The following is a 13,305-nucleotide window of genomic DNA, read 5'->3' as shown; positions in this document are numbered from 1 at the left end:
AAGGACCGTATCTTCGTACCGCGAGGGCCGTTTATCGCTATCTGGAAAGCCGATGGGGGGCCGGGCCTCGCGGCCAGGGAACGGGATCAAAAAAGCCAGGCCTCATCCAAACTGGCTTCAGCTGCGTACAGCTCCCAACGGCACGCTTGCCTTCGAGGAGAACCCCATGCCCCAAGACCTCACCTCCGCCCTCCACTGGGTAGAAAAAGGCCTCATTCCCGACCCTTTCATCCGCCGAGGCATCCGCCGCCTCCTGAAGGACCGCCTGACCGAGCTCCACGCCGGCAACCCCCTCGCGACAGCCGATCTGACCCAAGCCTTCCTCACCCAGATGCGCTCCGCCCATCTGGCCCCGCTCCCGGAGAAGGCCAACGAACAACACTACGAAGTCCCCGCCGCGTTCTTCGCCCAGGTCCTGGGAAACCACCGCAAATACAGCAGCTGCTACTGGCCCGAAGGCACCCACACCCTCGAGCAAGCCGAATCCGCCGCCCTCACCGCCACCTGCGACCGCGCCGGCCTCGTCGATGGCCAGGACGTCATGGAACTAGGCTGCGGCTGGGGTTCCCTCACCCTCTGGATGGCCGCGAACTACCCCAACAGCCGCATCACGGCCTTGTCCAACTCCAACTCCCAACGCGAATACATCGAAGCCCAGGCCGCGCAGCGAGGCCTCGCCAACGTCCGCGTGCTGACCCGCGACATCAACGCCTTCGACACCGACAAGCGCTTCGACCGCATCGTCTCCGTCGAGATGTTCGAGCACCTGCGCAACTGGCCCCAAGCCTTCGCCAACGTCGCGCGCTGGCTCAAGCCGGAGGGCCGCTTCTTCATGCACGTCTTCGCGCACCGCGAGGCGCCGTACCCGTTCGAGGTGCGCGATGCGAGCGACTGGATGAGCAAGTACTTCTTCTCCGGCGGCATGATGCCCAGCGACGATCTCGCGCTGCACTGCCAGGACGACCTGCGCCTCTTGCGCCGCTGGCGTTGGGAGGGCAGCCACTACCAGCGCACGGCGGAGGCGTGGCTGCGCAACATGGACGCGCGCCGCGAGCAGCTGCGCCCGCTGTTCCAGGCCACCTACGGCGCGGAGGCCAACGTGTGGTGGACGCGCTGGCGGCTGTTCTTCATGTCGGTGGCGGAGCTGTTCGGCTTCGACGGCGGGCAGCGTTGGTGGGTCAGTCATTACTTGTTCGAGCGACGCGCATGACGACAGGGGGAGAAACGGTAGGCATCGCATTCGCCGGATTGGCATGGCCCGCGCTGGTCGTGGTGCTCACCTGGCTCGCCAGCCTTGTGCGCCATGACGTGAGCCTGATCGACCGCGTGTGGTCCGTCTGCATCGTCGGCGCGGGGCTCGTCTACTTTGCGCTGCTGCCGGGTCACACGCCGCGCGGCCTGTGCATGGCGGTGCTGGGCACGGCGTGGGCGGTGCGGCTTTGCCTCTACATCACCTGGCGCAACTGGGGGCACGGCGAAGACCGCCGCTACCAGGCGATGCGCGCGCGCAACCAGCCGGGCTTTGCGTTCAAGAGCCTGTACCTCGTGTTCGCGCTGCAGGCGGTGCTCGCGTGGCTCGTCTCCGCGCCGTTCCTGCCGGGCATGGCGGCGGCGCAGCCGATGGGTTTCATCGACTTCGCCGGCATCGTGCTCGCGCTGTTCGGCCTTTTCTTCGAGGCCATCGGCGATGCGCAGATGGCGCGCTTCAAGGCCGACCCCGCGAACGAAGGCAAGGTGATGGACCGCGGCTTCTGGCGCTACACGCGCCACCCCAACTACTTCGGCGAGGCCTGCGTCTGGTGGGGCCTGTGGCTCATCGCCATCGGCGGCGCAGGCTGGAGCGGTGCGTGGACCGTCGTCTCGCCGCTGCTCATGACCTGGCTGCTGCTGAAGGTCTCCGGCGTGCGCATGCTCGAAGAAGACATCGGCGAGCGCCGCCCCGCGTATCGCGACTACATCGCACGCACCAACGCCTTCGTGCCCGGGCCTGTGCGCAACCACCGGAATCGCTCATGAGACAAACGCTCTTCGTGCTGGTCGCCCTGTGGTGCGGCGCTGCTTCGGCCGCCGGTCCCGCCAGCGGCGAATGGAATTTCCGCGTGCTGCTCGACGATTCGCCCATCGGCGAACACCGCTTCGCGCTCGTTCCCAATGGCGAAGAGCGAAAGCTGACCAGCGAGGCGCAGTTCGCGGTAAAGCTGCTGGGCGTTACGGTCTATCGCTACCGGCATTCGGCGACCGAGCAATGGCGCGGCGATTGCCTGCGCCAGCTCGCATCGAAGACCGACGACGACGGCACGCCAGAGAAGGTGGATGCAAGCGCGACCGGCGACAACGCGCTCACGGTGACCACGGCCAAGGGCACGCAATCGGTCGACGGCTGCGTGATGAGCTTCGCCTACTGGAACCCCGCCATCCGCAAGCAGGAGCGCCTGCTCAATTCGCAAAGCGGCAAGCTCGAAGCGGTGCAGGTGAGCCGCACCGGCAGCAGCACTGTGGAGGTGCGCGGCCAGCAGGTGGCGGCCACGCGCTGGCGCATCGCGACGCCGGCGCAGCCGATCGACATCTGGTACTCGGCCGAGGGCGAGTGGATCGGCCTGGACTCGACGGTGAGCGGCGGCCGCAAGCTCAGCTACCGGCTGAAGTAGAGCGCCGCCTCAGCGCGAAGCGGTGACAACGGGCGCATCCGCCGTATCGACCGCATCCGCCGGCGATGGGCTGCGCCCGATCATCCACGCGCACAGCGCCGACACCACGCCCGCGAACAGCACATACATGCAGATCTGCCACGGCTCGCCGCCACCTGATTTCAGCAGCGCGGTCGCGATGATCGGCGTGATGCCCGAGGCGAAGATGCCCGAGAACTGGTAGACGAAGCTGATGCCCGTGTAGCGCACCTTCGCATCGAACAGGTCGCAGAAAAGGGCGGCTTCGGGCCCGTACACCGAGGCATACAGGATGCCGAAGGGCACGATGATCGCGAGCCACACCAGCAGCACGTTGCCTCCGCTGTGCGTCATGAGCCAGAAGCCCGGAAACGCCGACACCGCGGTGATGAGCGACCCCCACATGTAGACCTTGCCGCGTCCCACCTTGTCGGACATGCGGCCGAAGAAGGGGATGAAGAAGATCATCACCACCGCTGCCGCCATCACGCCCAGCAACGCATCGGTGCGGCTGATCTTGATGGTGCTGGTGAGATAGTTGATCGAGAACACGCCGAAGATGTTGAAGAACACGCCGTCGATGTAGCGCGCGCCCATGCCCTTCAACACATTGCCCGGGTAGCGGCGCAGCATGTCCATGAATGGAATGCGCAGCTCGGCGTTGCGCGCCTTCACCGCCGCGAACTCGGGCGTTTCCTGCACGTGCAGGCGGATGTACATGCCCACCAGCACCATCACGCCGGAAATCAGGAACGCGATGCGCCAGCCCCACGACATGAACTGCTCGTCGGTGAGCAGCGACGACAGCAGCGCCACCACGCCCGAGGCCAGACACAGGCCGATGGCCAGCCCGATCTGCGGCAGCGACGCATAGAAGCCGCGCTTGTCCTTCGGCGCGTATTCATACGCCATGAGCACCGCGCCGCCCCATTCGCCACCAAGGCCGATGCCCTGTGCCACGCGAAGCAGCAGCAACAGCACGGGCGCCGCGATGCCGATCTGCGCATAGGTCGGCACGAGGCCGATGAGGAAGGTGGCCACGCCCATGATCATCAGCGTGATGATGAGCATGCTCTTGCGGCCGATCTTGTCGCCGAAGTGGCCGAAGATCACGCCGCCCAAAGGCCGCGTGACGAAGCCCACCGCGAAGGTGGTGTAGGCCAGCAGCACCGACACCACCGGGTCGCTGCCCGGAAAGTACAGCTTGCTGAACACGATGCCGGCCACCACGCCGTACAAAAAGAAGTCGTACCACTCGATGGTGGCGCCCACCAGGGCGGAGATGACCACCCTGCGAATCGCTTTCTCGTCGGTTGCGCTCATGTGTTTGTCTCCAATGCGTTGTTGTATTGCGGCGGCCTCTTCGGGCCTTTGATATCAGGAACCCTTGGCGTCCTCTCTGATCATGTCGACGGCCTTCTCGGCCATCATCACGGCGGGCGCGTTGGTGTTGCCGGACACCAGCGTCGGCATCGCCGAGCAATCGATGACGCGCAGGCCCGCGATGCCGTGCACGCGAAGGCGTGCATCGACGACGGCGAGCGCGTCGCTCCCCATGCGGCAGGTGCCGGTGGGATGGAAGATGGTGGCGCCGTTGTTGCGGCAGAACTCGAGCAGGTCTTCATCGCTAGCAGCCGTGGGGCCGGGCTTCACTTCGCGCTTCACGTAGGGACGCATCGCGGGCGCATCGGCAATGGCGCGCGCCGCCTTCACGCCGGCCACGGTGGTCGCGCGGTCGAGTTCGGTGGCCAGGTAGTTGGGCTGCATCTCGGGCGGCTCGGCCGCATCGAGCGAGCGGATGTGGATGTGCCCGCGCGACTCGGGCCGCAACTGGCACACCGACATCGTGAAGCCCGAGTACGGATGCACCTTGCCGCCGGCCATGTCGGCCGAAAGCGTGGCGACGTGGAACTGGATGTCGGGCGTGGCGGCCACGGGTTGGCCGTGTTCGTCCTTCAGCGCGCGCATGAAGCAGCCGCCCTGGTTGATGCCCACTGCCAGCGGCCCGGTGCGGTGCATCAGCCACTCCATGCCCATGCCGATCTGGCCGGACCAGGCGTTGAGCTGGTCGTTGGTGGTGATGGGTTTCGTGCACTCGTAGCCGAGGCGAATTTGCAGATGGTCTTGCAGGTTCTCGCCGACACCGGCAAGGTCATGCACGACGGGAACGCCCAGGCGATCGAGCAGCGCGCGCGGCCCGATGCCCGAGAGCTGCAGCAACTGCGGCGACTGGATCGAACCTGCCGAGAGCAACACTTCGGCGCGGCAGCGTGCGGTCTTCAATTCGCCGCCTTGCCGGTAGGTGATGCCGACGGCGCGGCGCCCTTCGAACACGAGCTTGCTCGCGAGCGCTTCCGTTTCGATGCGCAGGTTGGGGCGGTGCTTCGCGGGCGTGAGGTAAGCCTTGGCGGTGCTGCAGCGCCAGCCCTTGTAGGTCGTGAGCTGGTAGTAGCCCGCGCCTTCTTGCGCGGCGCCGTTGAAGTCCTCGGTGCGCGGCACGCCGGTCTGCCGCGCGCCGTCGATGAAGGCTTCGATGAGTTCGTGCTTCGCCGCGATGTCCGACACCTTGAGCGGCCCGTCGCCGCCGTGAAAGGCATCGCCGCCGCGCTGGTTGCCTTCGGACTTGATGAAGTAGGGCAGCACGTCGTCGTAGCCCCAGCCGGCGTTGCCGAGCGCGGCCCAGTGGTCGTAGTCCTCGCGCTGGCCGCGGATGTAGATGAGGCCGTTGATCGCGCTCGATCCGCCCAACGTCTTGCCGCGCGGCCAGTAGATGCGACGGCCGTTCATGTTGGGGTCGGGGTCGGTCTCGAAGCGCCAGTTGTAGGTGGGGCTCCACATGGTCTTGCCGTAGCCGATGGGCAGGTGAATCCAGAGCGACCTGTCGCGCGGCCCGGCTTCGAGCAGCAGCACGCGCGTGGCGGGGTCTTCGCTCAGCCGGCCGGCCAGCACGCAGCCGGCCGACCCGGCGCCGACGACGATGTAGTCGAACTCTTCATCACGCATGCTTGGCACCGCTTGGCACCGCTTGGCATCACTTGGCATTCGGGGAGTGGAACAATCGCTTCCGATCCGCCGCATCCTAGGTTATTGTTTTTCGGAACGCAATGTTCCATTTTTAAGGTTTACCCGCATGCCACGAGCCGCGCGCGCGCCTGCTGAAGTGATTCCCGCCGTTCCTGACGCCCCGCTTGTCGAGGAGTCGGCTTCCGGTTCGTCCGCCGAGCGGAGCCTGCGCTTGCTGGCGCTGCTGGCCAATGAAGGCCGGGCGCTGACGCTCGCCGAACTGGCTGCGCAGCTCGGGCTGCCCAAGGGCACGGCGCACCGCATCTGCACGCAGTTGCTGACGACGGGGTTCCTCGCGCGCGATGTGGACGAGCGCTCGTTCAGCGTGGGCCCGGCGTTGCGCAAGCTCGCCTTCGACACGCTGAACCACGGCGTGGTGCGGGGGCTGCGGCACGAGGTGTTGTCCGAGCTCGTGCGCAAGGTGGGCGAGACCTGCAACCTGACGACGCTCGACGGTGCGCAGGTGCTGTACCTCGACCGCGTCGAGGCGCAGTGGCCGTTGCGGTTGACGCTCGATGTGGGCTCGCATGTGCCGCTGCACTGCACCGCGAGCGGCAAGCTCTTTCTCGCGCAGATGCCGAAGAAGGCCCGCGACGTGCTCATCGACAACCTGCCGTTCGAGCGCATGACGGCGAACACGATCACCAAGGCCGATGCGCTGCGCGCCGAGTGCGACGAGATCGCCGAGCGCGGCTACTCGCGCGACCGGGAGGAGTTCATCGCGGGGCTGGTGGCGGTGGCCGTGCCGGTGCGCGATGCGGCGGGCGAAGTGCGCGCGGCGCTGGCGGTGCATGCGCCGACGGCGCGGATGTCGATGGAAGATGCGGTGAAGCGCATCGATGCGTTGAAGGCTGCGGCGGGGAAGATGACCGGGTTGCTCTGAAGGTTCTTGTTCGCGCTGTGTTCAGGGCGTGCGCGCAGGCCACCGGGTACTCCCCTCCGCGAATGTCCCCCGGCCTGCGGCCTCCTCCTTGATTTCGCTGCGGGGAGCACCCGGTGGCCTGCGCGCGTAAGGCGCTGTCGTTGTGCCGGGCGGTTGAGCGCGGCGCTCATTGTTCGTAGCAGATGTCCAGGCGGATCAATGCGCCTTTGCTGTCGATGCGGTCGGCGCGGAAGTAGTAGCGGTTGCGGTAGCTGTCGAAGTGAAGGGGCAGGTCGACGGGGTCGCCCCAGCTTGTGAGTGCGAAGCCTTGGTCGCGCAGGTGTTGCAGCAGGGCATTCAGGCGCTGCGGGTCTGCGTCTACGCGGATGTCGGCGTCTGCGGGCGGCGTTCCTTGCGGATCTTGCAGCCATCGCGCGAAGCTGCCGAGCAGGGTGAAGGCATGGCCCTGTGTGCGCAGGGTTTCGAGCAATGCGGCGGTGGCTTGCAGGTCGATGCGCTCGCGCTGTTTGCGGAAGACCAGTGCGTATTCGTGGCGCCGGTCGGTACGCGCATCGGCATTGGTTTCTTCGCCCTCGTGTGGATAGATGAGCACGCGCTCTTCTTCCATGACGAAGAGCGAACCCAGGATGCGCGCGAGATCGAAGGCGAGGGGCAGCACGCGGTCGCTGAGGCGGATGTTCTGCACCATCGCAATACAGGCGCCGCCTTCGCGCAGGCCCGCGCGGACGCGATAAAACACGTTGCGAAGGCCGTCGAGGTGTTGGGCGTAGCTCTGGCTGTCGTAGAGCTGCGAGGCCGCGGGTGCGCCTGTCCAGCCGCAGCCGAAGTAGGGCACGTTGGCAAGGCAGAGGTCGAAGGGCGGGAGCGCGGCGTCGTCGAGCGCATCGCACGAGCCATGCAGGAGCGTCGTGCCCTGCGCGAGATCGTGACGCGCCAGCCGCTCGCGGATGAGACCGATGCGGTCCGCATCGACCTCGCAGCCCGAAGCCAGCCGGCCTTCGAGCCTTGCCGCCAGCAATGTCGTGCCGAAGCCTGCGAACGGATCGAACACCGTGTCGCCCGGCTGCGAGAACTGGCGCACGAAGGGCAGCATCTGCTCGATCCATCCGCAATCGCGACCGCCCATCGGGTCGCGTGCGCGCAGGTCGTCCGGCAGCCGGTAGCGCGGCGATTCGTGGTCGAGCATCAACCAGCTGTGGCTAGCCATGGGCGAGGGCCTGTTGTTCGGTGCGGGTGTCGAGCAGCACGTCATGCCCCGGCTCCCAGCCTGCGCAGAGTTGGCCGTCGGCAAAGTAGACGAGCTTGTAGATGTCGCCGGTTGCGTGGCGTTGGTGCATCGCGCCGTAGTCGGCGCTTTCGAAGACGACGTTGAGTCCGCTCTCGGTGCGAAGGCGCAGGTTCCAGAAGTAGTAGCCCTCGGTGAGGGCTTCGAGCGCCCATCCGCGCGAGACCTCGGGGTCGTCGAGGCAGGCGGTCAGCAGGGCGTCCATCGACACGCGTTCCGCGCGCAGGTAGCGCGCGGTGGCGTTGTCTCGGTAGCCGTCGTCCAGGCGCGAGAACTCGCGGAAGACGACGGTGCCGGCGCCGCATTGCCGCGCCCAAGAAAGGTACGCCGCCACGTCCTGCGGTTGCGCGACGCCGCTGCGCTGCAGGATGCACACGAGGCGCAGCGGAACCGCGTCGGCCAGTTGCCGCGCGGTGCGTTCGAACACCGTCTGATCACCGATCGTCACCTCGGGGCGGAATCGCATGATGGCCTGGTTGGTCGCGCCGTCGTGGTGATGGCGGGACAGCTCCAGCCAGCTCAGCCCGAAGGCTTGCAGTGCGCATCGCAGCGCCTCGCCTTGCGGCGCGGCGAAGCCGGCACCGTTGGTGTAGAGCACGCGATCTTCGATGACCGGGCCGTCTTTTTCGCTCGCGGTGAGCGTGTGAAGCAACTGAAGCATCCAGCCGGCGTCGTCGCTCGTTTCAAGACCCGAGAGCGACCACGAGAGCGGCACGCCGCGCAGGGCCCGCAGCGCGCGAGCGAGGCCATCGAAGTAGTCGGGCGTGGGGCGCAGCCGCGATGCCGGCGTTCCGCCCTCGGTCTTGCGCAGGTTCTCCGAGCAGAAGCTGCAGCGCGCCGAGCAGGGCCGCACCGACGCATAGGGCGTGAAGGTGATCGGCTGTGCAAAGCGCCGCGCGACGCCGCCGATGGTGTGCGTGTGCCAGCGCTCGGCTTCATGCGCCAGCGGGGTGCGCCGGGTCACCCGGCTCACCGAGGCGCGCAGCCGTTCGAAGAGCGGGGAGCCCGCGCTTCGCGGCAGGTCGGCAAGGGCAATTTCGACGGGAGGGGCGGGGTGCATCACGGGTGGTGGAGGGGCGGAAATGGCTGCAGCCGCAACGATACGACAGCGCCGTCTCCGATTGGGAATTCGTGCGCGATCTGTTAGAACCGCCCCATGCGCACTTCCCTCGTCCTCCTTCCGCTCCTTTTCGCCGCCTTGGCCGCGAATGCGGACGTGGTGCGCTGCACCGATGCCAACGGCAAGATCTCGTACACCGACGGCAAGTGCCCGACCGACACCAAGCAGTCGCGGCAAGTGGCCATCGACGACTCGCCGCCTCCGCCGGTGCCGGCCCCGCGCCCGCAGGCCGAGGAATCGCGCCAGCCGGTCTACACGCCGCCGCCGCCAGTTGCCGCGCCGTCGGGCCCGGCCATCATTCCGCGCCACCCGGTTGCCGAGGCGCCGCCGGTCGATCCGCCGGTCTACATCCTGGGGCCGGAGCCGTACTACGACGGACCGCAGCGGCACGCACAGCGTCCGCCCCGCGTGCGCGATCCGGGGCCGCCGCCTGGCCAACGGCCGTGCCAGAACCTCGCGGGCATCAAGCGCAACAACTGCTGAAGGTTGAAGGGCGCCGGCCCTGCATTCGATCCATGACTCTTTCCGCGTCGATGCATTCGCGCCACTGGACCGTCCATTGCGACGGCAGCGCCATGCCCAACCCGGGCCGCATGGGCATCGGCGCGGTCATCACGCAGCCCGACGGCACCCGCCACACGCTCTCGCAGGCCACGCACGCCATCGGCTGCAACAACGAGGCGGAGCTGCGGGCATTGACCCTGGCCTTGAGGGAGCTGCGCGCCCGCGGCGCCAGCGCCGTGGTGGCGTACAGCGACAACAGCATCCTGGTCGAGCAGCTCGGCACGGCCGATGCCCGGCCGATCGCGCGGCTGGCACCGCTCTACGACGATGCCCGTGCGCTGCTGGGCGAGTTCGAAGAAGCCCGCGTGCAATGGATTCCGCGCCATCGCAATGCCGAGGCCGATGCGCTGGCGCGCGCGGCCCTTGGCATGGGGCCGAAGCCGCCGCCCAAGCCCTGGAAAAAGCGGCGCTGAAAAGCGCCGCTGGTCGAGGTCCTTATCATTCGGGTCGTTCCCGAACCACAGACTCCCATGACCGAAGAAACTACCCGCCCGCCGCTTCCCGATCACCTCTCCACCGATGCGCGCAGCCCGCACCACGTGGCCGCCGTCTTCGAATTTCCCATCGGCATCCGCTTCAACGGCAAGGAGCGGCTCGACGTGGAGGAGTACTGCATCAGCGAAGGCTGGATCAAGGTGCCAGCGGGCAAGGCGGTGGACCGCAAGGGCTACCCGCTGCTGCTGAAGCTCAAGGGCACGGTCGAGGCCTACTACCGGTAAGACAGAAGGAAGGGGCCTTGCGCCCCTTCAGCGCCACTGCAGCAACAGCGACCACGGCTGGCGGCTCATGTGGCGATCGATGCAGCCGGCCGGGCCAGTCGTTCCCGTTGCACCGGCCGTGCATCCCTCGGGCAAATAGCTCCGATCCAGCAGCCGCGTGCCGGGCGCGAACGCCAGGCGCCGCAAGGTGACCGACTGGACCACGTTGCCGCCGATGGTGTCGAAGCCCGTGGCATCGACGCCCACCACCACATCGCAATGCATCGGCAACGCCTCGCCGCCTGTAGGGCGCTGGGCCAGCACTTCGCCGATCCGCTCGAAGGTGTCATAGCCCGAACCAGCGCCTCGCGCCTGGCAGACGAGGTCGCCCACGCGCGGCGGTGTGCGCATCAGGTCGCAGGCGCGCATTGCGTAGCGCGTCGTCCGGTTGGCCGCTTCGTCGAGGCCCGCTCTCCACGCGGCGCCGGCGTAGTCGGCATGCGCTTCCGAGAAAACGAATTCGTCCGCGCCGAGCCCGGCCCGCTGCGCGATCCAGCTGATGAAGGCGGCGGACCACGGCGCATCGATCACGGCGACTCGGCTCAACGCGTTGTCGATGGACTGCGGCTCGGACGAGTCGAGTGCGACATCGGGGTCGGTGCCGCGCAGGCGCACGCCGGTCGCCTGCCAGTAGCCGAGCACGCGCTGCCAGGGCGCAAGGTCTTGCGCGGTGGTGCGGAAGTTCTCTGCCTCCCAGGCCCCGGCGTAGGTGAGGCGGCCTTCGGCATCCATGGTCTGTGCGCCGAAGGCCTGGTGCTCCTGTTGCGCGAAGGTCGCCATGGCGAGTGCGCGGGAGGGCGACGGGATCTGCGTGGCGGTGTCGAGGCAGCCCGGCTCGGCCGAGGCGCTGCCCGCGGCCACCAGCAGAAAAACAAAAACGCCCACGGCCAGGCTCTTCGGAGATGAAGAAATGGCGGTGGGCGAATTCATGGCGAAGGAGCATAGCCCGTCGGGCCATGCGCCTGTCGCCATGCGCGTGCTAGTTGCAGTACTGCGCGTCGTTGTCGGTGTTGATCGGCGCGGGCGGATCGGCCAGGAACTGCTGCACGGGCACGATGGTCGCCTGGCAGTTCGCATCGGTGGTCATGTCGAACGCATGCCAGATGCGCGTCGACGAGGTCTCGCCGGCGGGCGGAGCGAAGATCCACTGCGCGCCGCGGTTGGCCACCTCTATCCGTGCCGGAGAGCCGGTCTGTCCCGGATCGAAGGTGTCGGAATAGTTGTGCACGATGAACCGGTAGGTGCGGTTCTTCGCGAGTTTCGCGAACGTCGTGACCTCGGGGCCGAAGCTGTCCCGGTCGTCCACATCGAGGCCGATGAACGGCGCTTCGGTGAGCGAGCCCTTGTTCTCGAAATACACCAGCTCGTTGGCGTTCGCACCGAAGGTGTACGAATCCAGGTCCAGCGGGCGCGAGCCCCAGGTCAGCTTGACCGACACCGCCGAGCGCGTGAGCGTCAGGCAGGCGCCCAGCGAGACGTCTTCTTCGCCGGCAGACACCGTGGGTGCGTTGGAGATTTCGGTCGCGGTGTTGGCGATGACGTAGGCCTCGCTCGCGCGTTTCACCGCCACCGAGAACTCACCGTTCGCGTTGGTCAGTGCGGTGGCCAGGCCGGTGTACGTCTTGCCCTCGCTTGCGACCAAGGCGCCGCCGACCCGCTCGCCGGCCGCGTTCTGTACGCAGCCGTTGATGCGCACGGTGTTGTAGATCTGGTCCGCGTTCCAGGTCGTGAAGTGCGTGACCGTGCCTTCGTAGTACTGCGAGGGTGCCGTGCCCTGCAGCGTGGCCGTGCCTTCCTGCACCCAGAGGCCCGTGGTGGTGTTGTAGTGGAAGAGCGGCACGCTCGGCGGCAGCACCGTGGCGCGCGACGAGGGCGCGATGCGCAGCGTGGCGTCCATGCCGGCCGCGAGGTTCAGCGGTGCACCGTCCGCATCGACGAAGCTGGCGTCCAGCGCGCCGAAGCTCTCGATCGGTGCGGCGCCACCGTCCGTGCCGGCGAGGTAGTTGCCGGGCATCACGTTGACGTCGCTCGCGGGTGCGATGGGCGTGACGCGTGCGGTCGCAGGGCCGGTGGGCGCGCCGCCGTCGGCGCGGCGCAGCGAGTTCGCGCGCAGCCGCACCATGGCGGTGGAGCCGGGCACGACGACGTCGTACGCGGCCTGCGGATCGAAGTTCACCGTGACCGCCACCGGCAGCATCGGGATGTTGATGACCGTCGAGGAACCCGAGGCCGACAGCGCGGCGGTGGCGCGGCTCTGCGGCACCATGCCGGCTTTGGTGAAGCTCAGCAGCACCGAAGCGGCGGGCGCGATCTCGTTGAGGGTGTAGCTGCCGTCGTCGGCGGTGAGGGTGGACGAGGAGCCGGTGCTGACCGTGACCTGGCCCACGCCCTGGCCGCCGAGTGCGTTGGTGACGCGGCCGGTGACCTTGGCTTTTTCTACCGGCGGTGGGGGCGGCGGCTCCTCCGGCGGTGGCGGCGGGGGCGGAACCTGATACCAGAACGGATTCGATCCGCCGTCGCCGCCTCCGCAGGCAACAGTAGCCAGGGCGACGAATGCAGCCGCCAGCAGTAGTTTGAATTTCATGGTGATCCCCTCTTCTCTTTGAAAACGATTTGTTGAGCCATGTCGCGGGCTCGAATCGCCAGCCGGCAGGGCTGCCCGATGGTGCGGAACACGGGGGCGTCATGCCAGTGCCGAAGGGCACGTGCCGAAAGGCACGTGTCGAAAGTCACTCGGAAAGAGGAGAGGAGAGGAGATCTGTGGCCCGTAAAGACAGGCCGATGGAACGATGCTTCATACCGGGCGGCGTTCGAAAAAACAGAGCCGTTCACGCTGAGCTTGTCGAAGCGCTGCGCGAGGCTTCGACAAGCTCAGCCCGAGCGGTTTTGGTTCAGCCCGAACGGCTTTGGTTCAGTCCGAGCGGCTTTGGTTCAGCCCGAACGCCTTTGGGAGATCGAACGCAATT

At 67.3% G+C, this 13,305-nt stretch carries 13 protein-coding genes; 7 read left to right on the top strand and 6 right to left on the bottom strand.

Annotated features, from left to right (window positions below; translation table 11 throughout):
- The first annotated feature begins 166 nt into the window (after positions 1–166).
- From VARPA_RS22095 to VARPA_RS22085, 3 genes are read left to right on the top strand one after another with little or no spacing between them, the layout of a single operon-like run.
- Positions 167–1,210 (top strand): SAM-dependent methyltransferase, encoded by a 1,044-nt coding sequence (locus tag VARPA_RS22095; RefSeq protein ID WP_013542803.1) that lies wholly within the window; start codon positions 167–169, stop codon positions 1,208–1,210.
- A complete protein-coding gene (locus tag VARPA_RS22090; protein ID WP_013542802.1) occupies positions 1,207–2,016 on the top strand; it encodes a DUF1295 domain-containing protein in 810 nt (269 codons plus the stop codon). Before VARPA_RS22095 ends, VARPA_RS22090 begins: the two co-directional genes overlap by 4 nt.
- Positions 2,013–2,648: a DUF6134 family protein gene (locus VARPA_RS22085; protein ID WP_013542801.1), complete on the top strand. Its 636-nt coding sequence runs from the start codon at positions 2,013–2,015 to the stop codon at positions 2,646–2,648. Before VARPA_RS22090 ends, VARPA_RS22085 begins: the two co-directional genes overlap by 4 nt.
- Positions 2,649–2,657: 9 nt before the next feature.
- Here the strand turns inward: VARPA_RS22085 and VARPA_RS22080 are convergent, their stop codons facing one another.
- Positions 2,658–3,989, bottom strand: coding sequence for an MFS transporter (locus tag VARPA_RS22080; RefSeq protein WP_013542800.1), 1,332 nt, complete (start codon positions 3,987–3,989; stop codon positions 2,658–2,660).
- 54 nt (positions 3,990–4,043) lie between these two features.
- Positions 4,044–5,669 (bottom strand): GMC family oxidoreductase, encoded by a 1,626-nt coding sequence (locus tag VARPA_RS22075; RefSeq protein WP_013542799.1) that lies wholly within the window; start codon positions 5,667–5,669, stop codon positions 4,044–4,046.
- A gap of 127 nt (positions 5,670–5,796) precedes the next feature.
- Here VARPA_RS22075 and VARPA_RS22070 point away from each other — a divergent pair, with 127 nt between their 5' ends.
- Complete coding sequence (locus tag VARPA_RS22070; RefSeq protein ID WP_013542798.1) at positions 5,797–6,612, top strand: IclR family transcriptional regulator; 816 nt, start codon at positions 5,797–5,799, stop codon at positions 6,610–6,612.
- A 166-nt stretch (positions 6,613–6,778) separates the two neighbouring features.
- On the opposite strand, the gene VARPA_RS22065 is transcribed toward VARPA_RS22070, so the two are convergent.
- Positions 6,779–7,819 carry a DNA methyltransferase gene (locus VARPA_RS22065; protein ID WP_013542797.1) on the bottom strand — a complete coding sequence of 347 codons (1,041 nt, stop codon included), beginning with the start codon at positions 7,817–7,819 and terminating at the stop codon, positions 6,779–6,781.
- Positions 7,812–8,957, bottom strand: coding sequence for a hypothetical protein (locus VARPA_RS22060; RefSeq protein ID WP_013542796.1), 1,146 nt, complete (start codon positions 8,955–8,957; stop codon positions 7,812–7,814). The genes VARPA_RS22065 and VARPA_RS22060 overlap by 8 nt, the downstream gene beginning before the upstream one ends.
- Before the next feature lie 96 nt (positions 8,958–9,053).
- Between VARPA_RS22060 and VARPA_RS22055 the strand changes: the two genes are divergently transcribed.
- From VARPA_RS22055 to VARPA_RS22045, 3 genes are read left to right on the top strand one after another with little or no spacing between them, the layout of a single operon-like run.
- Positions 9,054–9,500, top strand: a complete 447-nt coding sequence (locus VARPA_RS22055) for a DUF4124 domain-containing protein (protein WP_013542795.1) — start codon at positions 9,054–9,056, stop codon at positions 9,498–9,500.
- Positions 9,501–9,550: 50 nt separating this feature from the next.
- Complete coding sequence (locus tag VARPA_RS22050) at positions 9,551–9,994, top strand: ribonuclease HI family protein (protein ID WP_013542794.1); 444 nt, start codon at positions 9,551–9,553, stop codon at positions 9,992–9,994.
- Positions 9,995–10,051: 57 nt separating this feature from the next.
- Positions 10,052–10,300, top strand: coding sequence for a DUF3297 family protein (locus tag VARPA_RS22045; RefSeq protein WP_013542793.1), 249 nt, complete (start codon positions 10,052–10,054; stop codon positions 10,298–10,300).
- Positions 10,301–10,327: 27 nt separating this feature from the next.
- Here VARPA_RS22045 and VARPA_RS22040 read toward each other — a convergent pair whose 3' ends face one another.
- Complete coding sequence (locus VARPA_RS22040; protein ID WP_013542792.1) at positions 10,328–11,269, bottom strand: DUF2272 domain-containing protein; 942 nt, start codon at positions 11,267–11,269, stop codon at positions 10,328–10,330.
- A 49-nt stretch (positions 11,270–11,318) separates the two neighbouring features.
- A complete protein-coding gene (locus VARPA_RS22035) occupies positions 11,319–12,923 on the bottom strand; it encodes a carboxypeptidase-like regulatory domain-containing protein (RefSeq protein WP_013542791.1) in 1,605 nt (534 codons plus the stop codon).
- Positions 12,924–13,305: the final 382 nt, after the last annotated feature.

The sequence above is a fragment of the Variovorax paradoxus EPS genome (assembly GCF_000184745.1).
Lineage (GTDB): Bacteria > Pseudomonadota > Gammaproteobacteria > Burkholderiales > Burkholderiaceae_C > Variovorax > Variovorax paradoxus_C.
This window is presented reverse-complemented; position numbering and strand designations above follow the sequence as displayed.